Origin of the sequence: Streptomyces sp. NPDC093085 (assembly GCF_040683935.1) — a bacterium.
Classification (GTDB): domain Bacteria; phylum Actinomycetota; class Actinomycetes; order Streptomycetales; family Streptomycetaceae; genus Streptomyces.
The window spans coordinates 1,121,444-1,145,884 of sequence record NZ_JBFBFB010000001.1 but is presented as its reverse complement, the minus strand read 5'-3'; the positions used below and the strand labels follow the sequence as shown (position 1 = coordinate 1,145,884).

Sequence of the window (24,441 nt, the reverse complement as noted above, 5' to 3'; positions counted from 1 at the left end):
GGCGGTGCGTCCGCCGGGGCGCGGCGGAGATTCGGAACAGCAGGTCGGACAGCGGGCGGGACCGGGGTCAGACGATGGGGTCCATGCGGTGCCAGGAGTACTTGAGGGTGGCCAGGTGCAGCGTGACGTCGGAGGCGATCAGTCCGGGCAGTTCGCCGAGGACGTCGACGGTGTAGCGGAAGAGGTCGGTGCGGCGGGGCAGCACCATGTGGCCCACGAGGTTGAACCGGCCGGTGGCGGCGGCCAGGAACTTGGTCCCCGGGTGTCCGGCGAGCCGGCGGCCCGCCCGGTCGAGGTGGTGCGGCTCGATCGAGAGCCAGACCATGAACTCGGCGTCGTAACCGAGCAGCGCCGGTTCCGCGAGGGTGCGGAAGTGCAGGACGCCCCGGGAGATCAGCCGGTCCATGGCGCGGGAGACGCCCGACTCGGTGTGTCCGAGCCGCCGGGCCAGCGCGCTGATCTGGGTGCGGCCGTCCTCCTTGAGCGCGGCGACGACCTCCTGTTCCAGTGCGGTCATCGCCTGGGGCGTGGCATCCCAGTCCTCGCGGTCGCACGGGGAGGTGACGGCGGCGGGCCGCAGGTCCTTGGCGGCCTCGGGGGGCAGCACCCCGGTGTCCCACATGGAGGCGGAGCGGAACGCCCGGATGACCGCGACGGCTTCCGTGCTGGTGATCAGGTCGGCGCCGGGCAGGTCGGTGAAGAGCATCCGCATCATCTCGTCGTTGTCGCGGGCGACGAAGTCGACGACGAGATCGGCGGTGCCGGTGACGACGGCCAGGAACCGGACGTCCGGGCTGGCGGCGAGGCGGTCGGCCAGGTCGAGTCCGTGCCCGGGCCGCGCCTGGACCCGTACGAGCATGGAGGAGCCCTCCCGGGTCCGGTCCAGCTCCAGGGTGCCGACGACCCGCAGCAGCCCCTGCTCCTTCAGGGCCTTGTACCGCCGCTGGACGGTCGTCTCGCTGACCCCGACCCACCGGGCCACCGCGCTCCAGGGCGCGCGGCCGTTGAGCTGGAGCGCGGCGATCACGCGGCGGTCCAGGTCATCGATGGTGTCCAGGGGGACGCGGCCTGTCATGGGGGTGGACGGTAATCAGCACGCTATGCACCGTCAATGACGGAATCGTGCGCGATCGCGCCGGATTGCCGGGGAATCCGGCGACAGCGTGGTCACGGCGGGGCAGAATCCGCAGATCCGCCGGGCGGCCGGGGGGTGGCGGCGGGGTGACGGATTCCCTCAGGCCCCCGCCGAAAATATTTCCCCGGGGACGTGCGGGCCATGCGCGGACGGTGTGAGGCGCCGTACGGCGGTGCGTACGGGCCCTGCCCGGCCGGCCTTCGGGGGCGGCCGAGCAGGGCCGGTACGGGCTCAGCCGTCGCCCGGGGGCCCGGTCGTGCCGCGTACTTCGAGGGTGGGGGTGGTGAGGACGGTCGCGCCGGGGCGGGTGGGGTCGGCGATCCGGTCGAGGAGGTGCTGGGCGGCGCGGCGGCCCACGTCGTGGCCGGCGTTGTCGACGGTGGTGAGCCAGAGGTGGCGCAGCCGGGAGAGATAGGTGTTGTCGTACCCGACCAGCGAGAGGTCGCGCGGCACCCGGAGCCCCAGTTCCTCGGCGGCCGACAGGGCGCCCACGCACGCGATGTCGTTGAACGCGAAGATGGCGGTGGGCCGTTCGGGGGCGGCGAGGAGGCGGACCGTGGCGCGGTAGCCGCCCTCCTCGGTGAGGTCGCCCCGGGCCACGACCGCCGTGCCGGCCGGCCCGTGCGCGGCCATGGCCGCCTCGAAGCTCCGGCGGCGGAGCGCGCCGACGACGCCCTCTCCGGCGATATGGGCGATGCGCCGGTGGCCGAGGGAGAGCAGGTGCTCGGTGGCGAGCCGGGCGCCGTGCTCGTCGTCGTTGGCGACGATGTCCACCCGGGGCAGCTCGGGTTCGCGGGCACCCGCGACGACGGTGGGGATCCTGGCCGCAGCGGCGCGGAGCGTCTCGGAGGGCGGCAAAGTGCCGACGGCGATCAGCCCGTCGACGCGCAGCTCCGTGAAGGTGCGGGTGAGGTCCTCGCCGAGGCGCCGGTTGAGATGGCCGTCGGCGAGCAGCATCCGCAGACCGCCGTCGTGAAGACGGGAGTTGAGGCCGTCCAGCAGCTCCACGAACCAGGGGTTGCGCATGTCGTTCATGAGGACGCCCACGGTGTGGGTGCGGCGTTCGCTGAGGCTCCGCGCGACCTCGTTGGGCCGGTAGCCGAGGGCTTCGACGGCGGCGAGGACGGCGTGCCGCCGCTCGGGGCCGACCTGGTCGGAACCGCGCAGGACGAGGGAGACCAGCGATTTCGACACGCCGGCCCGTTCGGCGACATCGCGGATGGTCGGGGGCCTCGTCTCCGGCATGCCTGGACCGTTCCATGCCGGGAAGCCCGCTGTCAAAGGGCGCCCAGGAGGCGCCGTGGGGATTGACAGCGGGCCGGGGCGGCCTTCAGGGTGAGCGCGACACCGTTCTGGACCGGTCCAAAATCGGCGAGGCAACGGCACCCGAGAAACCAACGGCACGCGAGAAGAAGCGTCACGCGAGAGGGGCAGGCACACCATGGGACGTACGCTCGGCGTCGCCGTCGTGGGGTTCGGCTGGATGGGGCGGGTGCACACCCAGGCGTACGCCCGGCTCCCGCACCACTTTCCCGGGCTCGGGGTGACCCCCCGGCTGGTCACGGTCGCCGAGGAGGTGCCGGGCCGGGCCGAGGAGGCGGCGGCGCGGTTCGGCTTCGCCACCGCCACCCGCGACTGGCGGGAGGTGGCCGCCGATCCCCGGGTCGAGGCCGTCAGCGTCACCGCCCCGAACTTCCTGCACCGGGAGATCGGCGCGGCGATGGCCGGGGCGGGCAAGCACCTCTGGATCGAGAAGCCGGTCGGACTGACGGCCGAGGACGCCCGGGCGGTGGCCGACGCGGTCGCCACGGCGGGCGTCCAGGGCACGGTCGGCTTCAACTACCGGGCCGTACCTGCCGTGGAGCGGGCCCGTGAGCTGATCGCCTCCGGCGAGCTGGGCACGGTCACCCATGTGCGCATCCGCTTCTTCAGCGACTACGCCGCCCATCCGGACGGGGCGCTGACCTGGCGGTACGAGCGGAAGCGCGGCGGCAGCGGGGTGCTGGGCGACCTGGCTTCGCACGGGGTGGACCTGGCCCGCCATCTGCTGGGCGACATCGCCTCGCTCACCGCCGACACGGCGGTCTTCCTGCCCGAGCGGGCCCGCCCCACCGCGGCCGCCGCCGGGCACACCCTGGCCACCGGGGGCGAGCCGGGCCCGGTCGAGAACGAGGACTACGTCAGCTGTCTGCTGCGGTTCGCCTCCGGGGCCCGCGGGGTGCTGGAGGCGTGCCGGGTCTCGGTCGGCGAGCAGAACAGTTACGGGTTCGAGGTGCACGGCACGCGGGGCGCCGTGTTCTGGGACTTCCGCCGGATGAACGAACTGGGCGTCAGCCGGGGCACGTCGTACCAGGACCAGCCGGTCACCACGGTCCATGTGGGCCCGGGCGCCGGTGAGTTCGGGGCCTTCCAGCCGGGCGCGGCGAACAGCATGAGCTACGACGACCTGAAGGTCATCGAGGCGTACCGCTTCGCGCGCTCGATCGCCGAGTCCACCCCGTACGGGGCCACCCTGGACGACGCGGTACGGAGCGCGACCGCCCTGGACGCCATGGCGCGCTCGGCCGAGAGCGGGACCTGGGTGAGCCTGGCCTGAACGGAGCCGGGCCCTTCGGGGCCTCGCATCCCACTGTCACCGGACCCCGCACCCTCCGTCACCGGGCCCCCGCCGAACGGCGGCCCGGTGACGGTGGCGGAGCGGACCGGGGTCAGTAGCGGACCTTGCCGTAGTCGACCTCCTGGACGGGGAAGGTGTACGCGCGCTTGCCGAGCGCCCGCATCCGCTCCCGCATCTCGTCGGCGGGCAGCTGGTGGAAGCTGCCGTGGCCCGGCAGCACCCACTCGAAGGTCAGTTCCTCGGCGCCCCGGGTCACCGAGTCGGCCAGCGTCCTGATCGAGTCGTAGACGACGCTGTCCGCGACATCCAGGTCCTGCTGGGAGTTGGACCAGAAGAACGCGTCGCCGCTGAAGCAGAACAGGTCGTCGGCGACGAAGAGCGTGCTGCCCGCGGTGTGTCCGGGGAAGGGGTGCGCGATCACCCCGGGGCCGATCTCCACCGGGTCCCGGCCCCGGATGACGGAGTCGGCGTCCGGGCGGGAGTGCAGGTCGCCCTCGTGGATCCAGAGCCGGGCGCCGAAGGCGTCGGCGTACTTGCGGCCGTGGGCGACATGGTCCAGATGGGTGAGGAGGACATCGGTGATCTTCCCGGCCCGCTTCTCGTACCGGCGGGCGAGCGCGGGCCGCCAGCGCGGGGTGTCGATCATCATGGCGGTGCCGCCGGGGCGGCGCAGCAGATACGAGGTGGCGCCGTAGGTCTGCGGGGAGGTGTGCCCGCAGTGGAGGACGGTGCCGGCCTCGTCCAGCTCCATCGGGTAGACGTCGGAGTCCTCCGCCCACCGGTCGGCCGGCGGGTGGACCGAGCGGGTGGGGCAGGCGTGGGCGGCCAGGTACATCTGCCGCTCCTCCGCCTCGTTCTCCGGCTGCCGTACGACGGTGGAGAGGCCGCCGTACTCGCCGCCGGCCGTGTAGCCGATGAGGCCGGGGGCGAGTTGGCGGGCGACGTTGCAGTTCATGCACCGGTCGTCGACGGACCAGCCGTCCTCGGTACGGGGCCCGCTCTCTTCCCGGGTCGCTTTTTCCGCTTCGGTGGTGCTCATGGGGTCCGCTTCTCCTTCGCGGGGCGCACCTGTGTCCGGGCGCCCCGGTAATCCCTCACGTACAGAAATGGAATTCACGCACGTCTCATCCGTCCCGCGGTCCACCGAATACACGGATGGACACCCGGGACTCCTCTCATTTGTTTTCCCCTCACGACTTTGCCTTCCTCTCATGACCCGGCTTTTCTCACAGGTCGAGGACGAGACGCGGGCTCAGGGAACGGGAGACGCAGATCATCATCGTCTCGCCGGACGCCTTCTCCTCGGCGCCGAGGACGGAGTCGCGGTGGTCGGGCTCGCCCGCCAGCACCTCGGTCTCGCAGGTGCCGCAGATGCCCTCGGCGCAGGAGGAGGGGGCCGCGATCCCGGCCTCCCGTACGGTCTCCAGCACCGTGCGCCCCGGCTCCACCCGGAGCGTGCGGCCCGAGGCGGAGAGGACCACGTCGAAGGGCGCGTCGGCGGCGGTGCCGGGCCGGCTCCCGGGCCGGAACCGCTCGGTGCGCAGGGCCCCGGCGGGCCAGGCCGCCGCGCACCGCTCCGTGACGGCGGCGAGCAGCGGTTCGGGGCCGCAGCAGTAGACCAGGGTGTCCGGGTCGGGCGCGGCGAGGTGGCGGGCGAGGTCGGGCAGCCCGCGTTCGTCCTGCGGGTACAGGTCGACGGCCGGGCCGTACGGGGCGAGTTCGTCGAGGAAGGCCATCGAGGAGCGGCTACGGCCGCCGTACACCAGCCGCCAGCCCGCCCCGGCGGCGTGCGCCTCGGCGACCATCGGCAGCAGCGGGGTGATCCCGATGCCGCCGGCGACGAACAGATAGCGGCGGGCGGGGCGGAATCCGAAGGTGTCGCGCGGCCCCCGGACCCGTACGGCCGCCCCCTGGGTCAACTTGTCGTGGACGTGGGCGGAACCGCCGCGGCTCTCCGGGACGCGCAGCACACCGATGCGCCACGCCGTGGGGTCACCGGGGTCGCCGCAGAGCGAGTACGGGCGGACCAGCCCGTCTTCGAGGAGCAGTTCGACATGGGCGCCGGGCCGCCAGGGCGGGAGCGGCGCGCCGTCCGGGCGCCGCAGCGTCAGGGCGGCCACGCCGTCGGCGGCCACGTCCCTGCGCGCGACGACGAGTTCGTCCTCGTACTCGGGGCGCGTCGGTTCGCTCACTGAGATAATTCACCTTCACAGAAAGACGGAGCAGGAAAGGAATACATCCGCTGTGCAATCCGAGGAAGGACGCCGAAAGGAACCTCAAGGCATACGACTTCTGCTCGGGACGAATATGAACGCTAGCACCCCGGAGACACGCGTTCCGGCCGCTGCGCCATGTGACGGTTCTCGCACTTGACGGACCGTGAGACCCGTGAGCACGAATTCCGGGACGCCGGCCGCATTCCGTCGCATTAACTTGCGATTTCCCGGCGAGTGTGGACAGCGGGAGCGGCGGGGCGGGAGAAAACCCGGGGACAGGGTGGTCCGCCGGCCTCTACGATGCGCGGATGACGTCGATCAAGCAGGTCAGGCAGGTCCAGGTCACCTTCGACTGCGCGGAACCCGAGCGCGTCGCCCGCTTCTGGTGCGAGGTGCTGGGGTACGTCGTACCGCCGCCCCCGGAGGGGTTCGCCTCGTGGGGCGACTTCGACCGGTCCCTGCCGCCCGAGCGTCAGGGCGCGGCGTTCGCGTGCGTCGACCCCACGGGCGCGGGCCCGCGCCTGTTCTTCCAGCGGGTCCCCGAGGGCAAGGCGGCCAAGAACCGGGTCCATCTCGACGTACGGGTCGGCACCGGCCTCGTGGGGGACGAGCGGCTGGCCGCGCTGGAGGCGGAATCCGCCCGGCTGGTCGCGCTCGGCGCGGTTCAGGTGCAGGTGCTGCGGGCCGACGGCTTCAACGAGTCGTGTATTCCGATGCGGGACATCGAGGGCAACGAGTTCTGTATCGACTGATCCCGCACGCGGTCAGGAGCCGATCGGCGTGAGGTCCTGCAAGCCCACCACCCGCAGCAACCGCAAGCGCTCGTACGACTCCGTGCCCGGGCGGGCCGTGTGGATGACGAGCTGCTGGTTGTGGCCGGAGTTGACGAGGATCTCGCAGTCGAGTTCGAAGATGCCGATCGTGGGGTGCCGGAAGCGTTTCGTGGCGGCGCGGCGTACGGCGACCTCGTGTTCGTCCCAGAGGTGGGCGAACTCCTCGCTCTTGGCGCGCAGTTCGGCGACGAGGGCGGCGGGTTCGGGGTCCGTGGGGCGGGCCGAGGCCACCGCTCGCAAACCGGCGACCTGCTCCCGGGCGCGCTCCGGGCGGTCCTCGGGCGGGAACAGCTCCTGGGCCGCCGGGTCCAGGAAGAAGCGGCGGATCATGTTGCGTCCTCGGGGCGGGCGGGCGAGGACGTCTCCGTTCAGCGCCCGCGACAGCGCGTTCTGGGCCAGGACCTCGCCGCAGTCGGTCACCACCATCGCCGGGGTGTCGTACAGCCGGTCCAGCACCAGGAGCAGGCCCGGACGCACATGCGTGCTGGTCGCCTCCCGGCGCGGCGGCTCCTCACCGGTGAGGTGGAAGAGGTGGTCGCGTTCGTCCTCCGTCAGGCGCAGGGCGCGGGCCAGCGCGGTGAGCATCTGGCGGGACGGGCGCGGGCCCCGGGACTGTTCCAGCCGCGTGTAGTAGTCCACGGACATGCCGGCAAGCTGGGCCACCTCCTCGCGGCGCAGCCCCGGCGTACGGCGGCGGGAGCCGGCCGTCAGACCCACGTCGGAGGGGTCCAGACGGGCACGGGCGCGGCGCAGGAAGTCGGCGAGTCCGGATCGGTCCACCTCACCAGGGTGCGGGATGCGGGCGGGCTTATCCAGGGACTCCCGGTCCCCTGATGAGGAGGTCTCTCCCGGCCGTCCCCGCAGCCGCCGAGGCTGGTCGTCGACAACAGGCGACAGAGTGCGTGAGGAGCACACCATGCTGACCTTGGTGACCGGTACGACGGGACACGTCGGAAGCCGCTTCGTACCGAGGCTGCTGGCCCGGCGACAGCCGGGCGAGCAGGTGCGGGTCCTGGTGCGGGACGCGGCCCGCGGCGAGCGCTTCGCGGAGCTGGGCGCGCAGGTCGCCGTGGGCGACCTGCGCGACGAGGAGGCGCTCGGCACGGCACTCGCGGGCGTGGACGCCGTCGTCAACGTCGCCGCCGCCTTCCGCGGGGTGCCGGACGAGGAGGCGTGGGCCGTCAACCGGGATGCCGCGGTGGCCCTGGGCCGCGCCGCGCAGACCTCCGGCGTGGAGCGGTTCGTGCAGGTCAGCACGAGCAATGTGTACGGCAGCGGACGGGGCCGCCCGCTGACCGAGGAGGACGAGAGCCGGCCGGGCGGCGCGATGTGGGGTGCCTACCCCGCGTCCAAGGCCGAGGCCGAACGCGAGCTGCTCGCGCTCACGAGCCTGGACGTACGCATCGGGCGGCTCCCCTTCGTGTACGGCGAGGGCGATCCGCACCTCGCCGACTGCTTGCACTGGGCCGCCCGCTGGGCGCCGCACCAGCGCCTGCACATGGCTCACCACGCCGACGTCGCCCAGGGCCTGATGCGGCTGCTGTACGCGCCGGGTATCGCCGGCCGGATCTACAACATCGCCGATGACGCTCCCGTCACGACGGTCGAGCTGTACCAGCTCAACGGCGTCGAGGTGCCCGCCGGGCTCGACGAGTTCCCGGACCCCGACCCGTGGTTCGGGATCATGTCCAACCAGCGCATCCGCCGCGAGCTCGGCTTCCGGCCGATCTACCCGAGCGCTTGGACGGCCCGGGACGCCGGAGCCATGTGACCATCACCGCGCCGGGCCGCTCCACCCTTGGCGATCCGCGCGGGGCGGCCGGGATCGGGCGGCCGGGATCGGGACGGGGGCTCAGGCCGTGGGCTCCTTGGCCCGGAGGATGTCGATGGTGCCCCAGCCGGTGCGGGCGCGGATGGTGACGGAGCCCTCGGTCTCCTCCGGGCCCTCGGCGGCGGCGAGGGCGTTGCGCACCTGCCCGCGCTCGGAGCCGAGGTCGAGCCAGGCGGCGGTACCCGCGCGGACGCCGACCTGGATGGCGCCGTTGGACGTCTCCAACCGGACCTCGCCGGAGGAGACTTCGGCGATATGGAGCCGGCCGTTGGTGGCGGTGCCGGTGACCGAGGCACCGGCGCGCCCGATGTCGATCCCGGAATTGGCGCCGCTGAGCCGCAGCTCGCCGGTGACCGTACCGACGGTGGTGGGACCGTTGGCGTTCTTCAGGACGGCGGGTCCCTCGATGTGGCCGACGCGCACGCTGCCGGTGGCGCTGGTGATCTCGGCGCCGCCCTCGACCCGGTCCACGGTGAGCGCGCCGTGCGGCACGGTCGCCTTCAGCGGCCCTGTCGCGTCGAGGCGGACATCGCCGAAGGAGTTCTTGACCCGGACCTCGCCGAGCCGCCCCTCGCCGATCACCTCGGCCCAGGAGCCGGTGACGTCGACGCGGGACCCCGTGGGCAGTTCGACCGTCACGTCGACGAACCCACTGGGCCCGATGAGGGGGCGCTCCTTGGCCCTGATCGTCAGGATGCCGCTCACACAGCCGACTTCGGTGCGCTCGGCGGCCCGTACGTCCCTGTCCCGCCCGGGGTCGCGGGGCCGGACCTCGACAACCGTGTCGGGACGGTCCGCCGCGACGAGGCGGAGGGAGCCGGCGCCCAGGTGGCCGGTGACGGAAATCGGTTCGGGGGTGTCGAAAGAAGGCATGGCTGTACCGTCCTCATGGGTTCGTGGTCGTCGGGTGATCCGTGGTTCCGGGTAGGGCGTGACGTGCGGCGGGGGCGGCTAACGCACCCAGCCGGTGAAGCTCTTGCCGAGGGTGCGGACCTGCTCCGGGGCGCGCGGCCCGGCAGGCCCGGCGGTGGCCCCGACGGCGGCCGAGACGGCCCGTACCAGCCACGCGTTGACGGAGAGGCCCTCGCGCCCCGCGGCCTCCTCGGCCCGCGCCTTGAGGTGGGCCGGCAGCCGCAGATTGACGCGGGCAGTGCCCCCGTCGTCGCCCTCGGCGGGCACCGGCGCCGTAACCGGTTCGGCGGTCACGACGGCCGGTCCCCCGGCACCGGAGCCGACGGGCGGCGGCGTCACCACGAAGTCGGGGTCGAGCCCCCGGAGCCGTACATCGACGGAGCCCGGGGCGAGTTCGCGGGTGATCTCGTCCATCGCGGCGGAGAGCACATGGAGCAGGGTCAGACGGGTCGCCGACTCCAGAGGCGCGGTGAGCCGCTCGGCCAGCTCACGGGCGTCCTCCCCGCCGGCTTCGGCGGCTACCGCGAGTTCGCGGCGGAGGGTGTCGACATAGGGGGTGAGATCCATGACGCCATCATGGCACCACAGTGGCGCCACTCGCAAGCCTTCCGTGGCGCCAGACCCCGCATCTCCCCGCCATTACAGCGCCGACCTGCGAACATGCGGGGAAATTCGGCCGCTCCCCATGGCGCCATTCATGACACACCGTGATGCCAGAAGTGGCGCCATAGGGCGCCATGGGGCGCCTGGGGTGCCTGGGCGCCGTGGGGTGCCGTGGGGTGCCGTGGGGTGCCATACGCTCCCTCGTCCCTCACCCCTCGTCCCTCACCCTTCATGCCCTCTCCCCCGATCCCGGTCACACCGGAGCGACCACCGTGACGGGGTGCCGGACCACCGCGTCGAAGAGGTAGCCCTGAGTGTTGGGCGTGGTGGTGTCGGGCTGGACGCGGCCCGCCGTGTCCGTGGCCCGGGCCAGCAGGGCGGCCGGTCCGGGGGCGGTCGGCCGCCACGGCACCGACCAGCGGGACCAGGCGTGGGCGCGGGGGCGGTCATGGAGGTCGGCGCGGAGCCAGGTGGCACCCCCGTCGGTGCTGACCTCAACCTGCCGGACGGCTCCGGCCCCCGACCAGGAGCGGCCGGTGAGCCGATGCTCCACCCCCGCGGCGAAGGTGGCGCCCGCACCGGTCTCGAAGGCGCTCTTGAGCGTCTGCCGGGTGAGCGGGGCACTCCCCTCGGGCGGATGGGCGGGCCCGAAGAGCCGGTAGAAGTCGGTGTTCCAGGGCGAGTAGAGCGGCTGGTCCGCCACCTCGATGTCACCGACCCACTTGATGCTGGAGATGCCTACCCAGGAGGGCACCAGCACCCGGACCGGGTGGCCGTGGTCGTACGGCAGGGGCTCGCCGTTCATCTCGTACGCGAGGATCACGTCGTCCAGCGCCTTGGCGACGGGCAGCGGCCTGCGGACCCGCCCCAGGCTCACTCCGTCGGCCACGTACTCGTCGTCCAGACCCCTGGGCTGAAGGTCCACCGCAGACCGGGTCAGACCCGCGAGCCGCAGCACGGCGGCCAACGGGACCCCGCGCCAGCGCGCGGTGCCGATCGCGCCGAGCGTCCAGGCGGTGCCGGTCACCGTGGCGCCCTGCTGGCTGGTGAAGTAGCTGCGGCCGTTCCCCGCGCACTCCACGAACGCGTCCAGCGTCACGGAGGGCAGCCGCCGCAGGTCCCGGAGGCCGAACTCGACCGCCCGGTCCGGCCCCGGGGCGCCGCGCAGCCCGCTCCCCCAGAGCCTGAGCCGCCAGTCGTCCGCGTCGATGCGCGGGGTCGAGGTGTGGTTGCGGACGAAGAACCGGTCCGCCGGCGTGTGGAAGCCGGTGCCGCGCAGCGTGGCCCAGTTGGTCTCGGCGTTGGTGCCCCGGATCGTGAACAGCTCCGGCGGCAGGGGCTTGACGATCCCGGAACCGGGGACGGGATCGGCGGCGGGGGCCGGGGACGGGGCCGATGCCGGGGCCGTGGTACCGGCCGTCGCGCGGGCGGGGCGGCCCGCCGAGGCGGTCACCACGCCCGCGGCGACGGCCAGCCGCAGCAAGGTGCGCCGGGAGACGCCCTCGGCTCTGGCCTCGCCCGCCAGCCACTGGCCCAGGCGGTGCCGGTCGTACGCGGACTCGTCGATACGCATGGGTGTCTGCTCCAGAGAGTCGGGAGTACGGAAGTACGGGAGTCGTCAAGGTGACGAGGAAGGCGATCCGAAGGATCGAAGGAAAGGATGCAAAGGCGCGAAGGCGCGAAGGCGCGAAGGCTCAGCGGGTCCGGTGCGGATCGGACCGGCGGGTCAGCGACAACAGCGGCCGTGCGGCATACGGCGGCACACGGCGGAGGTTCGACTGTTGGCGACCACGCGGCGATCGTAGGTCAGAGCGGACGCCGCGTCAGCCCGTACGGGCGGATGGACATACGGACGGTACAAACCGGGGGCCTTCTTGGCGGGCGTGACGGAGCGCCCCGGAAACTTGTGTGGACGGTCACGATTGTCAGCCTCGGCGATGCGGGTATACCGCCCCTGTGGTCATCGGCCCCGGCCTGCCGACAGGCACCCGCCACGGCGACGGGCGGGGCAGGCGTGGTCTCGCGGCTAGCGGGCCCCGGAAGTGAGACGGGTGGCAATGCCCAGGAACGGTCTGACGAGGCGCCTGCATATCGATCTGTCGCGCGTTTCCAGCGCGTACTGATCTCTTCTCCGTCGCCGGTCCGCGCGGTCCCTCCGACCGTGTGATCGCCGTGATCCCGTGACCCCGTAACCCTGTGGCCCTTGTGGCCCTTGTGGTCCCTGTGATCCGGACCGGACCGTGTCCGACGGCGCAGTCGCCCCGTATCCGGCCGCCGGTGTGCCTCTCCGGCCACCGTGGCTTCCTCCGTTCCCCCCAGGGAGAGTCATGTCCGAGACAACGTCGCGCGTTTCCGTCCTGGCCCAGGGATCCCGCCCCAGGGCGGCGGGCTCCCCCCGTCCGTACCGCTTCCGGAGCCGGATCGGTGTCGGCGCCGCCGGTGGCTTCTACCCGGCGCCGCACCGCTACGGCCTCTACCTGTCCGCGGGCTGTCCCCGGTCGGCGAGTGTCTCGGCCGTCCTCGAACTGCTGGGCCTCACCGGGTCCGTCGCCGTCACGGTACTGACGGACCCGGTCCGTACGCCCGACGGCTTCGCCTCGCTGCGCGGGGCCTACGAGGCGACGGCGCACCGCTACGACGGACCGCTGACCGTGCCCGCGCTGCGCGACCGCTGGAGCGGACGCATCGTCAGCAACCACGTCCCCGACATCCTCCGCGATCTGGCGGAGCTGGCCTCCGGCCAGGACGGGTCGGCGGCCCCGGCGCCGCTCGGCGCGGACCCGGCCCGCGCGTACGGGACGGAGGCCGTATGAGCCTCCCCGGCATCACCTCGCTGGCCTTTCTGACCCCCGGGAACTTCGCGGACGACGACCCGTACCAGGGCCTGGAGGAGACGCTGCGGCTCTTCGAGTACGGCGAGCGGATCGGGTACGACGGCGCCTGGATCCGGCAGCGCCACCTCGAACACGGGGTCGGCTCGGCGGCGGTCTTCCTCGCCGCGGCCGGGCAGCGGACCGAGCGGGTCGAGCTGGGCACCGCGGTGATCCCCATCGGCTACGAGAGCCCGTTCCGGCTGGCCGAGGACCTCTCCCTGGCCGATGTGCTGTCGCGCGGCCGGCTCCAGGCCGGGTTCAGTACGGGTATGCCGCACGCCGAACTCCTCGGTGACCTGGTGTACGACGGCGACTGGCGCTCCTTCGACCTCTCCTACGGGCGGGTGGCCCGGGTCGTCGAGAACCTGCGCGGCGGGTATCTCGGCGGCCCGGACACGGTGATCCACTCGCCGGGCAACACCCAGCGGCCACGGCTCCAGCCGTACAGCCCCGGCCTGGTGGACCGGATCTGGTACGGCGGGGGCAGCCTGCGGTCGAGCCGCTGGACCGGCGGGAACGGGCTCAATCTGCTCTCCGGCAACATCGTCTCGGGTGAGGGCACCGACGACTTCACCACGGCCCAGCTCAACCTGCTCACCGCGTACCGCGGGGCGCTCCCCCGCGACCGGCCCGCCCGGGTGGCGCTCGGGCGGGTCATCGTGCCGTACGACAGTGCCGACGCGGCCACCCGCGCGCGCTACCGGGAGTACGCGGCCGGCCGGCACGCACGCACCCTGGCGCCCCAGGGGCCGAAGCGGATGCTCTTCGCCCCGGACCTGGTGGGGCCCGCCGAGCGGATACTGGAGCGGCTGACGGCGGACCCCGTGCTGGCGCGGGTCTCGGAGCTGCGCGTGGAGCTGCCGTACGAGTTCCGGCGCGCCGAGTACGAGCAGATCCTGCACGACGTACGGCATCTGATCGCCCCGGAGCTGGGGTGGCGGCCGGGAGGGTGAGGCGGGGCGCGACGGTCCTGGTCCGTGCCCCGGCGTCGCCGGGCAGGCTGGGCGAGCCGCCCGAGCGGTCGACCGTGCCCACCGGGGACGCGACCGTACGCGGCGATGCCGCCACCGCCGCGACCGGCCAGGTGCGCCGTACGGCCGTGCTCTCCGCGTGAACCCGCCCCCGGCGGGCGCGCCGCGTCAGGCGTACGGGCTCCAGCGGCCGAAGCGGGCCACCAGCTTCCGTGCCGCGTCCTCGGAGAGCCCGAGGCCGGCGGCGGCCCGCTCGACGGTCATGTCCTCCTGAAGGTCGTACGCCGCCCAGTAGCCCGTTTCCGCCGCGGTCACCTCCAGCCGGCGGGCCGCCCGCAAGGCCGCGAGCGGTGAGCTCTTCGCCAGCTTCTCGATCTCCTCTTTCACCTCGGCCAGGAGGGCGGCGAGCGGGTCCGGCAGCGGAATGGCGGACGCCTCCACCTCGGTGATGTGCTCGTCCCACTCCCGGGAGCAATCCTCCGGCGCGTCCAAGTCCGCCGCGAGCGGATCCTGATCGCCGATCTCGTCCCAGTCGAGCGGGTGCTCCGGGCCGGTCCAGCCGCAGGAGCACACCGCGCGCAGCACGGCCGCGCGGGGTCCGTGCCAGCGGCGCCCGTTGTAGACGTTCCACTGCGAGACCGACCGTCCGGAACCGGCGGAGTTGCTCATTCTCACGACGGGTGCGGGAACGGTGCCGTCAGCGAGGAGCACACCGATCGCCCCCTCGTGCGAAGCGCCGAACTCCTCCGTCGCCCATGTCTCCCGCTCACCCACGGCACCCACCGCTCCCACCCGTTCCCACCCGTTCCGACAGCCCTGACCGATGACGCCGACATCACTACCCCGCTCGTACCCGCACGACGACAGGCTTCAGCCCTTTCGGTCCCGTCGGCCCCGGCGGCGGATGCCGTGAACGGCGGCGCCGCAGGCCAGCACCGCGGCCCCCGAGACCACCGAGGACAGGGGCAGGGCGAAGGCCAGCGCCAGGCATCCGGCCAGCCCGAGGGCCGGGATCAGCCGGTTCGGCCGCCCCTCGTCCTCGGTGAGCGTCCAGGCGGCGGCGTTGGCGACGGCGTAGTACGCCAGGACGCCGAAGGAGGAGAACCCGATGGCCCCGCGCACGTCCGCCGTCGCGGCGGCCACCGCGACCACGGCGCCCACCAGCACCTCGGCCCGGTGCGGCACCTTGAACCGGGGGTGTACTGCGGCCAGGGCGTACGGCAGGTGCCGGTCCCGGGCCATCGCCAGGGTGGTGCGGGAGACCCCGAGGATCAGCGCGAGCAGCGAGCCGAGCGCGGCCACGGCGGCGCCCGCGCGGACGACGGGGGCGAGCCAGTCGGCGCCGGCCGCCCGTACGGCGTCCGTCAGCGGGGCCGTGGCCCGCGCGAGCCCTTCGGGACCGAGGACCGTCAGCGCCGCGACGGCGACCGCCGCGTAGACGGCGAGGGTGATGCCGAGCGCGAGCGGGACGGCCCGGGGGATAGTGCGCGCGGGGTCGCGGACCTCCTCGCCGAGGGTGGCGATGCGGGCGTAGCCGGCGAACGCGAAGAAGAGCAGGCCCGCCGCTTGGAGCACCCCGCCGGCCGTGGCGTCCGAGCCGATGCCGAGGCGGGCCGGGTCGGCCGTGGCGGAGGTGAGGGAGGCGGCCACCACCGCGGCGAGGACCGCCAGGACCACGGCCACGATCAGCCGGGTCAGGAGCACGGACTTCCGCACCCCGCCGTAGTTCACCGCGGTCAGCGCCACCACCGCGGCCACCGCGACCGCGTGCGCCTGGCCCGGCCAGACGTACGAGCCGACCGTGAGCGCCATCGCGGCGCAGGAGGCCGTCTTGCCGACCACGAAGGCCCACCCGGCCAGGTAGCCCCAGAAGTCGCCGAGGCGTTCCCGCCCGTAGACGTACGTTCCGCCGGAGGCCGGGTAGCGGGCCGCGAGCCGGGCCGAGGAGGTGGCGTTGCAGAAGGCGACCACGGCGGCGACCGCCAGGCCGATCAGCAGCCCCGACCCGGCGGCGTGCGCGGCCGGGGCCAGCGCGGCGAAGATCCCCGCGCCGATCATCGCTCCCAGGCCGATCACCACGGCGTCGGAGACCCCGAGCCGTCGCTGAAGCCCGTCCGGCGCACCGGAGGCGGTCGTCGATGGCGTGCTCATGGCCCACTCCCCCGGCGGCGCGGTCGCCTGGTCCCCGAAACGCCGTCAGGGGGTGGGCCGGATTTCTCTGGCCCACCCCCTGACGTGCGACGTTCACACGTCGGGACGACAGGATTTGAACCTGCGACCCCTTGACCCCCAGTCAAGTGCGCTACCAAGCTGCGCCACGTCCCGATGTGCCGTTCCGCCGGGAGGATCTCCCTGGTGGCCGGGCACGGAGAGAACTTTACCCCACTCCGGGGGACGGCCGGACGCGGGCCGGGCGGGGGAGAATCGGGGGATGACGGGTGAGCGGCGGGACCGTGACAGTGCGGGGCGGGCGCGGAGTGCCCGGCCCCGGGACGGGCTGGGGCGGCCCCTGGCGTACGGGGCCGAGGGGGTGGCGCGGCAGCCCGAGGGGGTGGTGCGCTCCGCCGGGGAGACGGTGCGGGAGGCGCAGCGGCTGCTGGACGCGGGGATGCCGTTCCACGCCCACGAGGTCTTCGAGGACGCGTGGAAGTCGGGGCCGGAGGCGGAGCGGGCGCTCTGGCGCGGCATGGCGCAGCTCGCGGTCGGGCTGACGCATGCCGCCCGGGGCAATGTGACGGGCGGGGCGCGGCTGCTGTTGCGCGGGGCGGCGGTGCTCGACGCCTCCCCCGACCGTACCCCTCATGGTCTGGATCTCGCCGGACTGACCTCCTGGGCCCGGGAGTTGGCGGCGCGGCTCCATGACGGCCGGGCGGTGGACGCCGCCCGGGAGGCGCCCCGGCTCACCCGGGGTGATCGGCGGCCGGGGGGTCGGGAGCGTCGTCGACCAGAATGACTTCGAGCGTACGGGGGCCGTGGACGCCCTCGACCCGGTCGAGTTCGATGTCACTGGTGGCCGAGGGGCCCGAGATCCAGGTGAGCGGGCGGGTCGGGTCCAGGCGGGGCAGGGCCTGCGGGACGGAGACGACCACCTGGTCCGAGGTGCGGACGACGCAGATGTGGTGGTCGGGGACGAGGGTGATCCTGCGGCGCCCCTGGTCCGGTGCGGCGTCCAGGACCAGGGTGCCGGTCTCCGCGATGGCCAGGGCGCAGCCGGTGACCACGCTGTCGACGGCGTCCAGCGCGGCCGGGCTCGCGTCGTGGCTGTCCGGTACGCGGACCACCGACTCCGGCGTGGCGGAGAGCCAGTCGGCGGGGAGGAGCGGGGGTACGAGGACGGTACGGGCGCCCCGGCCGGCCAGCAGGCGGGCGACGAGGGCGGGGAGTCCGGCGGGGCCGGTGCGGTGGACGAGGGCGCGGTAGTCGGCGAGGTTCTCGGCGAGCAGGTCGACGGCGCCGCGCGCGGGGGTGTGCGCGTCGAGGTAGTCCCGGGTGACCTCCGGCGCCTCGGGGGCATCGGCGAGGGCGGCACGGATCCGGCCGAGGATCCGGGCACGGGAACCGGAGACCCCGGGAGCGCCACCGGTGGCGGGCTTCGGGGCGGCGGCCCCCGGAGCCCCGGAGGTCCCGGGAGTGCCGTCGGTGGCGGGCTTCGGGGCGGCGGCCGGGGTGTCGGGGGCCGAGGTGTCGGCGGCCGGGGTGTCCGGGAGCGAGGTGGCCGGGACCGAGGTGCCCGGGACCGAGGTGCCCGGCGCCGGAGTGTCCGGCGCCGGAGTGTCCGGGACCGGGGTGTCCGGGACCGAGGTGCCCGGAGCCGAGGTGCCCGGAGCCGGGGTGTTCGGGGCAGGGGTGTCGGGGGCCGGGGTGCCCGGGGCCCTGTCGTTCATGTGCCGGTGTCCTTACGGGGGGTGCGGGGGGTGGGATCGCCGGTGCCGGGGGTGGTGTTCTCTCGGGGGCCGGTCCTGCCGTCGGCGCTCTCGCCCCCGGCCGGGCGGGCCTCGGCCGCGCCGCCCCCGCTCCCCGTACGGCGGTCCCCGTCGTCCCGGTGTTTCCACCAGTCGCGGAACGATCTCGCCGGCAGCCGGGGCAGGTCCCGCGCGTCCGTCCAGGCTCCCGCGCCCGGTGGCCGGGACGGGTGGAGGCGGCGGGTGGCGGTGGCGGCGCGTTCGCCGGCGGCCAGCACGCGCGGGTGGTCGAAGACCCAGCCGGCCGCCTTCATCGCGGCCTTCTCCAGGCGGTGGCCCTTGCCGCCCGTCTCCGCGACCCGTTCCCGGAGGTGGACCAGGACCTCGGGGATGTCGATGGCCACCGGGCAGACCTCGTAGCACGCCCCGCAGAGCGAGGAGGCGTACGGCAGCGAGGCGTCGATCTCGCTCCCGGTGCCCCGGAGCTGGGGGGTGAGAATGGCGCCGATCGGGCCGGGGTAGACGGAGCCGTACGCGTGGCCGCCCGCGCGTTCGTAGACGGGGCAGACATTGAGGCAGGCGGAGCAGCGGATGCAGCGCAGCGCCTGCCGGCCGACCTCGTCGGCGAGGGTCGCGGTGCGGCCGTTGTCGAGGAGGACCAGATGGAAGGTGCTGGGGCCGTCCGCGTCGTGGGTGCCGGTCCACATGCTGGTGTACGGGTTCATCCGCTCCGCCGTCGAGGAGCGCGGCAGGGTCTGGAGAAAGACCTCCAGGTCCCGCCAGCCCGGCACCACCTTTTCGATGCCGACCACGGAGATCAGGGTCTCGGGGAGGGTGAGGCACATCCGGCCGTTGCCCTCGGACTCGAAGACGACGAGGGTGCCGGTCTCGGCGACCATGAAGTTGGCGCCGGAGACCCCGACCTTGGCGCGGAGGAACTTCTCGCGCAGGTGGAGGCGGGCCGCCTCGGCGAGTTCGCCGGGCGTGTCGGTGAGGCCGTCCGGGGCGGCCCTGCCCCAGTCGGCCATCCGGTCGCGGAAGATGTCGCGGATCTCGCCCCGGTTGCGGTGGATCGCCGGGACCAGGATGTGCGAGGGCCGGTCGTCGCCGAGCTGGACGATCAGCTCGGCGAGGTCGGTCTCGTACGCGGCGATGCCCTCGGCCGCCAGCGCCTCGTTGAGGCCGATCTCCTGGGTGGCCATCGATTTGACCTTGACTACCTCGCGCTCGCCGGTCGCCTTCACCAGCTCCGTGACGATCCGGTTCGCCTCGTCGGCGTCGGCGGCCCAGTGGACGGTGCCGCCCGCCGCCGTCACGGACTCCTCCAGTTGGAGGAGGTAGCGGTCGAGGTGGCGCAGGGTGTGGTCCTTGATCCGCTTGCCGGCCTCGCGCAGCCGGTCCCAGTCGGCCAGCTCGCCCACGGCCACCGCGCGCTTGTCGCGGATGGTGTGGGTGGCGTGGCGGAGGTTGCCCCGGAGGGTGGTGTCGGCGACGGCCTCCCTGGCGGCCACCGGGAAGGCCGGCATGCCCAGATACGTACCACTCATGACCAGGGCTCCTCTTCGGTCGAGGCCAGGATCTCGGCGAGGTGCACCGGGCGGAGCGGGGCGGCCTCGCGGCTCACGATGCCACCGATGTGCATCAGGCAGGAGTTGTCGGCGCCGCAGAGGACCTCGGCGCCGGTGGAGACGGCGTGGTGGACCTTGTCCTGGCCCATCGCGACGGAAACATCGGAGTTCTTCACGGCGAAGGTGCCGCCGAAGCCGCAGCACTCCTGGGCGCCCGGCAGCTCCCTCAGCTCCAGTCCGCGGACGGCTTCGAGGAGTCTGCGCGGGCGTTCCCCGAGGCCCAGCAGACGCACTCCGTGACAGGAGGGGTGGTAGGTGACGGTGTGCGGGAAGTACGCGCCGACATCGGTCACGCCGACCACGTCGACCAGGAACTCGGTGAGTTCGTACGTACGGGACGCCAGCGCCGCAGCGGCCCCGTCGCCGATCTTCGGATAGTGGTGGCGGACCATGGCGGCGCAGGACCCGGAGGGGGTGACCACATAGTCGTACCCCTCGAAGGCGCTGGTCATACGGCGCACCAGGGGCTCCGTCTCGCGCCGGTACCCGGTGTTGAACTGGGGCTGGCCGCAGCAGGTCTGCGCCTCGGGGAAGTCGACCTCGACACCGAGCCGTTCGAGCAGCCGTACGGTCGCGATCCCGGTGGACGGATACACGGCGTCATTGACGCAGGTGACGAAGAGGGCGGCGCGCATGGGCGGAGCATATGTCGGCCCCGGCGCCGCACGGTAGTCCCCGGCGCGGGGTGATACGTTCTCAGACATCCTATGAATGTCTCCGTTCTGGAGGCGCTGTGCATCCGGGTCCCCGCCGTACGGCAGACTCCGACAGGTGAGGAAGATCTATGTCATCGGAATCGGGGCGGGCGACCCCGACCATCTGACCGTCGCCGCGATCAAGGCGATCGGCCGGGTGGATGTGTTCTTTCTGCTCGACAAGGGCGGCGAGCGGGCCGGTCCTGTCGGGCTGCGCGAGGAGATCCTGCGGCAGTACGCGGCCGAGGGGCACCGGCTGGTGGAGATCCCCGACCCGGCGCGGGACCGTACCACCGACGGCCCTGGCTATCCGGGCGCCGTGGACGCGTGGCGCACCCGCCGGTCCCTCCTCTTCGAGCAGGCGTTCGCCGAGGAGCTGACCGAGGGGCCCGAGGGCGCCACCACCGGGGCGTTCCTGGTCTGGGGCGATCCGGCCCTGTACGACTCGACGCTCGCCGTGCTGGAGGAGGTCCTGGCGCGCGGCACGGTCCGCTTCGACCATGAGGTGATCCCCGGCATCAGCAGTGTCTCGGCGCTGGCCGCGCGCCACCGGGTGGCGCTGAACCGGGTGGGCCGGGCCGTACAGATCACCACCGGGCGGCGGCTGGCGCAGGGGTGGCCGGAGGGGGTGGACGACGTGGTGGTCATGCTCGACGCCCAGCAGGCGTATCTCCGCCATCTCGACACCGACCCGGTCATCCACTGGGGCGCCTATGTGGGCTCCGAGGACGAGATCCTGGTCTCCGGGCGGCTCTCGGAGGTCGCGGAGGAGATCGGTGAGGTGCGGGCGGCGGCGCGGGAGCGCAAGGGCTGGATCATGGACACGTATCTGCTCCGCCGCGACTGAGCCCGCTCCGGCGGGGACCGGCGGGGGCGCCGGCCGGGTCATCCGGCGCGCCCCACGAACTCCCAGTCGCCGTGGCCCGCGTGGTAGACCACGAACCCCGGCTCGGTCCGCGCGTACGTGGCCGCGCCGGGGGCGGTGACCTGGCCGGGGCCGTCGGCCGGTACATGGATCTCGGCGGTGGCGCCGACCGGGACCCGTACGGAGAGCCGCAGCGCGCCGTCGATCGCCGACCAGGCCACCGAGGCCTCGCCCCGGACGGTACGGATCCAGGTGCGGGCCCAGGTGACCCCGGTCCTGCCGTCGGGCCGGACGGTGAAGGTGCGGTACCCGGCGTCGCCGGGGCGGAGCCCGGCCACGTTCTCGTGGAGCCACTGGACGACGGTGCCCTGGAAGTAGTGGTCGCGGGAGCGCGAGTCGGCCGGCCACATCTCCCACATGGTGTCGGCGCCGTTGTCGAACCAGTACCCCCAGCTCGGGTAGGTGCGCTGGGTGGCGAGGGCGTGGGCCACCTCGGGGTGGCCGTGGGCGCAGAGCACCCGGAGCAGCACACTGGTGCCGAGCGCCCCGGTGTTGAGGTGGGTGCCCCGGGCGGCGATGTCCCGGACGAGGCTCTCGACCACCGTGGCGCGGGCGCCGCCCGGCACCAGGCCGAAGGCGAGCGGCAGGGCGTTGGAGGTCTGCCGGTACCCCGGATCCTTTGCCGTCCGGTAGTGGCCGTCCGGGCCGAGGAAGGCGGCGTTCAGGGCGTCCTTGAGGCCGTTCGCCGCGCTCCGGTACCGCGCCGCCGTGCCGGGGTGGCCGATCAGGTCGCCCAGTTCGGCGGTGTGGGTCAGGGCGCGGTGGAGATAGGCGGTGGCGGTCAGCCGGGTGTCCTCGGGCGGGTTGCCGCCGTAGCCGGGCGGGAGGTAGTCGCCGAGCGCGGTGACCGCGAGTCCGTCGACCAGCCGCGCCAGCTCCCAGTCCAGGTAACGGGTGAGGGTGGTCCAGTGGTCGCGGGCCACCCGTTCGTCGCCGTAGATCCGGTACATCTCCCGTACCAGGAAGGGATATACGGTCGTCCACTCGGGCGAGGGGCCGAGGTCGCCGTACCCCCAGCCGCCGCTGGGCACGATCACCGGGAGCTGCCCGTCCGGGTTCTGGCTGTCGGCGAGGTCGTCCAGCCACTTGGTGAGGAAGCGGTGCACCCCGAAGGCGTACTCCAGGACGGGCGCGCCGAGTTGGGCGTCGCCGGTCCAGCCGTTCTTCTCGTACATCGGGGTGTCGGTGGGGATCCCGTGCAGGTTGTTGAGGAGGGTGCGGCGCATCGCGCGGTCGAGCTGCTCGTAGAAGGGCTCGGAGCAGGCGAAGCCGCTGACCTCGGCCACCGGTGTATGGACGGTCCTGGCCACCACGTCGCCCGGGCGCGGCGCCGTCGGCAAGCCGCTGACCTGCACATACCGGAAGCCTTTGTACGAGAACGACGGCTCCCACACCTCGGTGGCCCCGCCGCCCGCGCAGATGTACTCGTCGCGCTGGAAGCGGCCCGGCACATGGCCGGTCTCGGCGTGGACGCTGCCGTCCTCCTTCAGTTTCTCGCCGTGGACCAGGGAGACGACGGTGCCGGCCGGGGCCCGTACGCTCAGCCGGGTCCAGCCGGCCGTCGTACGGCCCATGTCGACCACGTACACCCCGGGTCTCCACTCGGTGACGGCGACGGGGGTGTGGGTGGCGGTGATCTCGATGGGGTCGTGCGGCTGGGCGCGCAAGGTGCCCCGGGGCGCGGGCTGTTCGGCCGGGTGGCGCCAGCCGCTGTCGTCGAAGCCGGGGGTGGTCCATCCGGCCGGGGCCCGCCGGGCGTCGTAGGTCTCCCCCGCGTAGAGGGAGTTGGTGAGGGTGGGGCCCTCGGTCAGCCGCCAGTCGGTGTCCGAGACGACGGTGGTGCGGGAGCCGTCGGGGTGGTCGGCCTCCAGCCGGCAGAGCAGCCGGGGTTCGCCGTGCCACGGGGGCCGGTGCCAGTTCCATACGTTGGGGGTGGTCATCCCGTAGAAGCCGCGCCCGAGGGTGACGCCGATCGCGTTGGCGCCGCGCCGGAGCAGCGCGGTCACATCGTGCACGGCGTACAGGACGGTCTCGTCGTAGTCGGTGAACCCGGGGTCGAGCACCTGGGTGCCGACCCGGGTGCCGTTCAACTCGGCCACGTAGTAGGCGAGTCCGCTGATGTAGAGCCGGGCGCGGGTGACCGGCTTCGCCAGGGTGAAGGCGCGGCGGAGCAGCGGCGCGGGCGCCTCGGGCACGGCGACCGCGACCCCGCTCCCCCACGGCCCCTGCCCGTACGGCGCGAGGACGGTGGCCTGTTGCCACCCCGAATCGTCGAACTCGGTCTGCTCCCAGCCGGGTTCCTCGCGCCCGGTGACCCGCCACCCCGCCCCGGTGACCAGGTGGCGGGTGGCGCCGTCGGCGGTCTCGACCAGCAGCCGGACGAGCAGTCCGGCCGGATTGACGGCGGCGGAGCCCCGGTTGGTGGCGACGGCGGCGAGCACGGCGGGGGCGCCGTCGGTGGCGGCGGTGCGCAGGGCCGCGGTGACATCGGCGGTCCTGCCGGTCCGCCAGGCGTCCACCTCCTCGGGTATGCCGATGACCTGACGGCCGTTCAGGTGGAGCGTGAAGTCGTCGTCGGCGGTGGCGAGGAGGGTGGCCCGCGCGATGTCCCCGGCGGCGGGGAGTTCCAGGGCGGCGCGGAACCAGCGCGAGCCGAGGGGCGCGCCCTCGGTGGAGGCGTCCGCCGTCCAGATCCAGGCGGCGCCGTCGAAGCCGGGCGGCGCGGGCGGCTGGTCGGCGCCGATCCACCGGGCCTGCCAGGGCTCCGTGCCGAGCGCGGTCTCCCACCAGCGGGGCTCGCTCCACGCGGAGGCGCGCCCCTCGGCGTCCCAGACCCTGACCTGCCAGTGGCAGCGGGTACGGGGCGGCAGCGCGGGCCCCGCGTACGCCACGGCGACGGTACGGTCCGAGGCCACGCGGCCGGTGTCCCAGAGGAGCCGGCGACCGGCCGACAGGGCGCGCGGGCCGGTCGCGGCCCGGATCTGGTAGCCGCTCTGCCGTGCTCCCCGGCCGCCGTCGAGCACCCAGGAGAGCAGGGGCGCGGCGACATCGGTGCCGAGGACGTGGTCGGCGTACTCGACGGTCGTGGAGACGATACGGAGCCCCGCGCCCCCTCCGCCGCCCGCCGCCCCCGGCGCGCCCGGCTCGCCGGGGCCCTGCGCGGCGGCGGGCGATCCGACGGTCAGTCCGGTGAGACCGGCCCCCGCCCCGAGCACGGAGGTGTGCAGCAGACCCCGGCGTGTCCAGCCCATGCCCATAGCGGCCCCTTGGAAGGAGGAAGGGAATCGAGGAGGGGGATTG

At 73.6% G+C, this 24,441-nt stretch carries 23 protein-coding genes and 1 tRNA gene; 9 read left to right on the top strand and 15 right to left on the bottom strand.

Annotated features, from left to right (window positions below):
• Positions 1 to 67: 67 nt before the first annotated feature.
• Together AB0O07_RS04705 and AB0O07_RS04700 are read right to left on the bottom strand one after the other, a co-directional pair.
• Positions 68 to 1,075 carry an Lrp/AsnC family transcriptional regulator gene (locus tag AB0O07_RS04705; RefSeq protein WP_365626747.1) on the bottom strand — a complete coding sequence of 336 codons (1,008 nt, stop codon included), beginning with the start codon at positions 1,073 to 1,075 and terminating at the stop codon, positions 68 to 70.
• Positions 1,076 to 1,366: 291 nt separating this feature from the next.
• Positions 1,367 to 2,380 carry a LacI family DNA-binding transcriptional regulator gene (locus AB0O07_RS04700; protein WP_365626744.1) on the bottom strand — a complete coding sequence of 338 codons (1,014 nt, stop codon included), beginning with the start codon at positions 2,378 to 2,380 and terminating at the stop codon, positions 1,367 to 1,369.
• A 196-nt stretch (positions 2,381 to 2,576) separates the two neighbouring features.
• Here AB0O07_RS04700 and AB0O07_RS04695 point away from each other — a divergent pair, with 196 nt between their 5' ends.
• On the top strand, positions 2,577 to 3,731 hold the full coding sequence (locus AB0O07_RS04695) for a Gfo/Idh/MocA family oxidoreductase (protein WP_365626741.1): 1,155 nt from the start codon (positions 2,577 to 2,579) through the stop codon (positions 3,729 to 3,731).
• Between the two features lie 112 nt (positions 3,732 to 3,843).
• Here the strand turns inward: AB0O07_RS04695 and AB0O07_RS04690 are convergent, their stop codons facing one another.
• Together AB0O07_RS04690 and AB0O07_RS04685 are read right to left on the bottom strand one after the other, a co-directional pair.
• Positions 3,844 to 4,791: a ferredoxin gene (locus AB0O07_RS04690; protein WP_365626738.1), complete on the bottom strand. Its 948-nt coding sequence runs from the start codon at positions 4,789 to 4,791 to the stop codon at positions 3,844 to 3,846.
• Positions 4,792 to 4,978: 187 nt separating this feature from the next.
• Positions 4,979 to 5,944, bottom strand: a complete 966-nt coding sequence (locus tag AB0O07_RS04685) for a PDR/VanB family oxidoreductase (protein ID WP_365626735.1) — start codon at positions 5,942 to 5,944, stop codon at positions 4,979 to 4,981.
• 341 nt (positions 5,945 to 6,285) lie between these two features.
• Here AB0O07_RS04685 and AB0O07_RS04680 point away from each other — a divergent pair, with 341 nt between their 5' ends.
• Positions 6,286 to 6,720, top strand: coding sequence for a VOC family protein (locus tag AB0O07_RS04680; protein WP_365628005.1), 435 nt, complete (start codon positions 6,286 to 6,288; stop codon positions 6,718 to 6,720).
• 12 nt (positions 6,721 to 6,732) lie between these two features.
• Here the strand turns inward: AB0O07_RS04680 and AB0O07_RS04675 are convergent, their stop codons facing one another.
• Entirely contained in the window at positions 6,733 to 7,581 is an 849-nt protein-coding gene (locus AB0O07_RS04675) for a helix-turn-helix transcriptional regulator (protein WP_365626733.1), read from the bottom strand.
• Positions 7,582 to 7,717: 136 nt separating this feature from the next.
• Between AB0O07_RS04675 and AB0O07_RS04670 the strand changes: the two genes are divergently transcribed.
• Positions 7,718 to 8,572, top strand: a complete 855-nt coding sequence (locus AB0O07_RS04670; RefSeq protein WP_365626730.1) for an NAD(P)-dependent oxidoreductase — start codon at positions 7,718 to 7,720, stop codon at positions 8,570 to 8,572.
• Positions 8,573 to 8,653: 81 nt separating this feature from the next.
• Here AB0O07_RS04670 and AB0O07_RS04665 read toward each other — a convergent pair whose 3' ends face one another.
• The 3 genes from AB0O07_RS04665 to AB0O07_RS04655 form a co-directional block, all read right to left on the bottom strand.
• A complete protein-coding gene (locus AB0O07_RS04665) occupies positions 8,654 to 9,505 on the bottom strand; it encodes a hypothetical protein (protein WP_365626727.1) in 852 nt (283 codons plus the stop codon).
• 78 nt (positions 9,506 to 9,583) lie between these two features.
• Positions 9,584 to 10,111 (bottom strand): hypothetical protein, encoded by a 528-nt coding sequence (locus tag AB0O07_RS04660; protein ID WP_365626724.1) that lies wholly within the window; start codon positions 10,109 to 10,111, stop codon positions 9,584 to 9,586.
• A gap of 289 nt (positions 10,112 to 10,400) precedes the next feature.
• The gene (locus AB0O07_RS04655) at positions 10,401 to 11,720 is read right to left on the bottom strand and encodes a sulfite oxidase (RefSeq protein ID WP_365626721.1); all 1,320 of its coding nucleotides are present in this window, start codon (positions 11,718 to 11,720) and stop codon (positions 10,401 to 10,403) included.
• 484 nt (positions 11,721 to 12,204) lie between these two features.
• On the opposite strand from AB0O07_RS04655, the gene AB0O07_RS04650 reads away from it, so the two are divergent.
• From AB0O07_RS04650 to AB0O07_RS04635, 4 genes are all read left to right on the top strand, one after another.
• A complete protein-coding gene (locus tag AB0O07_RS04650) occupies positions 12,205 to 12,270 on the top strand; it encodes a putative leader peptide (protein ID WP_365628002.1) in 66 nt (21 codons plus the stop codon).
• Positions 12,271 to 12,474: 204 nt separating this feature from the next.
• Positions 12,475 to 12,960 carry a hypothetical protein gene (locus tag AB0O07_RS04645; protein ID WP_365626718.1) on the top strand — a complete coding sequence of 162 codons (486 nt, stop codon included), beginning with the start codon at positions 12,475 to 12,477 and terminating at the stop codon, positions 12,958 to 12,960.
• Positions 12,957 to 13,973 carry an LLM class flavin-dependent oxidoreductase gene (locus AB0O07_RS04640; RefSeq protein ID WP_365626715.1) on the top strand — a complete coding sequence of 339 codons (1,017 nt, stop codon included), beginning with the start codon at positions 12,957 to 12,959 and terminating at the stop codon, positions 13,971 to 13,973. The genes AB0O07_RS04645 and AB0O07_RS04640 overlap by 4 nt, the downstream gene beginning before the upstream one ends.
• Positions 13,970 to 14,134 carry a hypothetical protein gene (locus tag AB0O07_RS04635; RefSeq protein WP_365626713.1) on the top strand — a complete coding sequence of 55 codons (165 nt, stop codon included), beginning with the start codon at positions 13,970 to 13,972 and terminating at the stop codon, positions 14,132 to 14,134. Before AB0O07_RS04640 ends, AB0O07_RS04635 begins: the two co-directional genes overlap by 4 nt.
• 25 nt (positions 14,135 to 14,159) lie before the next feature.
• Here the strand turns inward: AB0O07_RS04635 and AB0O07_RS04630 are convergent, their stop codons facing one another.
• The 3 genes from AB0O07_RS04630 to AB0O07_RS04620 all read right to left on the bottom strand — a co-directional run bounded on the left by AB0O07_RS04630 (position 14,160) and on the right by AB0O07_RS04620 (position 16,316).
• Positions 14,160 to 14,774 (bottom strand): hypothetical protein, encoded by a 615-nt coding sequence (locus AB0O07_RS04630; RefSeq protein ID WP_365626710.1) that lies wholly within the window; start codon positions 14,772 to 14,774, stop codon positions 14,160 to 14,162.
• An 87-nt stretch (positions 14,775 to 14,861) separates the two neighbouring features.
• A complete protein-coding gene (locus tag AB0O07_RS04625) occupies positions 14,862 to 16,142 on the bottom strand; it encodes an APC family permease (protein ID WP_365626707.1) in 1,281 nt (426 codons plus the stop codon).
• Positions 16,143 to 16,242: 100 nt separating this feature from the next.
• A tRNA-Pro gene (locus AB0O07_RS04620) sits at positions 16,243 to 16,316 on the bottom strand.
• Between the two features lie 106 nt (positions 16,317 to 16,422).
• Here AB0O07_RS04620 and AB0O07_RS04615 point away from each other — a divergent pair.
• Complete coding sequence (locus AB0O07_RS04615) at positions 16,423 to 16,944, top strand: DUF309 domain-containing protein (RefSeq protein ID WP_365626704.1); 522 nt, start codon at positions 16,423 to 16,425, stop codon at positions 16,942 to 16,944.
• Here AB0O07_RS04615 and AB0O07_RS04610 read toward each other — a convergent pair.
• The 3 genes from AB0O07_RS04610 to AB0O07_RS04600 all read right to left on the bottom strand — a co-directional run bounded on the left by AB0O07_RS04610 (position 16,892) and on the right by AB0O07_RS04600 (position 20,156).
• Positions 16,892 to 17,536 (bottom strand): LUD domain-containing protein, encoded by a 645-nt coding sequence (locus tag AB0O07_RS04610; RefSeq protein ID WP_365627999.1) that lies wholly within the window; start codon positions 17,534 to 17,536, stop codon positions 16,892 to 16,894. The genes AB0O07_RS04615 and AB0O07_RS04610 overlap by 53 nt on opposite strands.
• Positions 17,537 to 17,871: 335 nt before the next feature.
• On the bottom strand, positions 17,872 to 19,440 hold the full coding sequence (locus AB0O07_RS04605; RefSeq protein ID WP_365626701.1) for a LutB/LldF family L-lactate oxidation iron-sulfur protein: 1,569 nt from the start codon (positions 19,438 to 19,440) through the stop codon (positions 17,872 to 17,874).
• Positions 19,437 to 20,156: a (Fe-S)-binding protein gene (locus tag AB0O07_RS04600; RefSeq protein ID WP_365626698.1), complete on the bottom strand. Its 720-nt coding sequence runs from the start codon at positions 20,154 to 20,156 to the stop codon at positions 19,437 to 19,439. The genes AB0O07_RS04605 and AB0O07_RS04600 overlap by 4 nt, the downstream gene beginning before the upstream one ends.
• Before the next feature lie 136 nt (positions 20,157 to 20,292).
• Between AB0O07_RS04600 and cobF the strand changes: the two genes are divergently transcribed.
• Positions 20,293 to 21,063 (top strand): precorrin-6A synthase (deacetylating), encoded by a 771-nt coding sequence (gene cobF, locus AB0O07_RS04595; protein ID WP_365626695.1) that lies wholly within the window; start codon positions 20,293 to 20,295, stop codon positions 21,061 to 21,063.
• A gap of 38 nt (positions 21,064 to 21,101) precedes the next feature.
• On the opposite strand, the gene AB0O07_RS04590 is transcribed toward cobF, so the two are convergent.
• Positions 21,102 to 24,392 carry a family 78 glycoside hydrolase catalytic domain gene (locus tag AB0O07_RS04590; protein ID WP_365626692.1) on the bottom strand — a complete coding sequence of 1,097 codons (3,291 nt, stop codon included), beginning with the start codon at positions 24,390 to 24,392 and terminating at the stop codon, positions 21,102 to 21,104.
• Positions 24,393 to 24,441 lie beyond the last annotated feature (49 nt).

Excerpts from the sequence above, each read along its gene's own strand:
- AB0O07_RS04705 (WP_365626747.1), bottom strand. The coding sequence starts at position 1,075 with ATGACAGGCCGCGTCCCCCTGGACACCATCGATGACCTGGACCGCCGC.
- AB0O07_RS04660 (WP_365626724.1), bottom strand. The coding sequence starts at position 10,111 with ATGGATCTCACCCCCTATGTCGACACCCTCCGCCGCGAACTCGCGGTA.
- AB0O07_RS04690 (WP_365626738.1), bottom strand. The coding sequence starts at position 4,791 with ATGAGCACCACCGAAGCGGAAAAAGCGACCCGGGAAGAGAGCGGGCCC.
- AB0O07_RS04625 (WP_365626707.1), bottom strand. The coding sequence starts at position 16,142 with ATGAGCACGCCATCGACGACCGCCTCCGGTGCGCCGGACGGGCTTCAG.
- AB0O07_RS04670 (WP_365626730.1), top strand. The coding sequence starts at position 7,718 with ATGCTGACCTTGGTGACCGGTACGACGGGACACGTCGGAAGCCGCTTC.
- AB0O07_RS04700 (WP_365626744.1), bottom strand. The coding sequence starts at position 2,380 with ATGCCGGAGACGAGGCCCCCGACCATCCGCGATGTCGCCGAACGGGCC.
- AB0O07_RS04655 (WP_365626721.1), bottom strand. The coding sequence starts at position 11,720 with ATGCGTATCGACGAGTCCGCGTACGACCGGCACCGCCTGGGCCAGTGG.
- AB0O07_RS04590 (WP_365626692.1), bottom strand. The coding sequence starts at position 24,392 with ATGGGCTGGACACGCCGGGGTCTGCTGCACACCTCCGTGCTCGGGGCG.
- AB0O07_RS04615 (WP_365626704.1), top strand. The coding sequence starts at position 16,423 with ATGACGGGTGAGCGGCGGGACCGTGACAGTGCGGGGCGGGCGCGGAGT.
- AB0O07_RS04600 (WP_365626698.1), bottom strand. The coding sequence starts at position 20,156 with ATGCGCGCCGCCCTCTTCGTCACCTGCGTCAATGACGCCGTGTATCCG.
- AB0O07_RS04605 (WP_365626701.1), bottom strand. The coding sequence starts at position 19,440 with ATGAGTGGTACGTATCTGGGCATGCCGGCCTTCCCGGTGGCCGCCAGG.
- AB0O07_RS04645 (WP_365626718.1), top strand. The coding sequence starts at position 12,475 with ATGTCCGAGACAACGTCGCGCGTTTCCGTCCTGGCCCAGGGATCCCGC.
- AB0O07_RS04640 (WP_365626715.1), top strand. The coding sequence starts at position 12,957 with ATGAGCCTCCCCGGCATCACCTCGCTGGCCTTTCTGACCCCCGGGAAC.
- AB0O07_RS04665 (WP_365626727.1), bottom strand. The coding sequence starts at position 9,505 with ATGCCTTCTTTCGACACCCCCGAACCGATTTCCGTCACCGGCCACCTG.
- AB0O07_RS04695 (WP_365626741.1), top strand. The coding sequence starts at position 2,577 with ATGGGACGTACGCTCGGCGTCGCCGTCGTGGGGTTCGGCTGGATGGGG.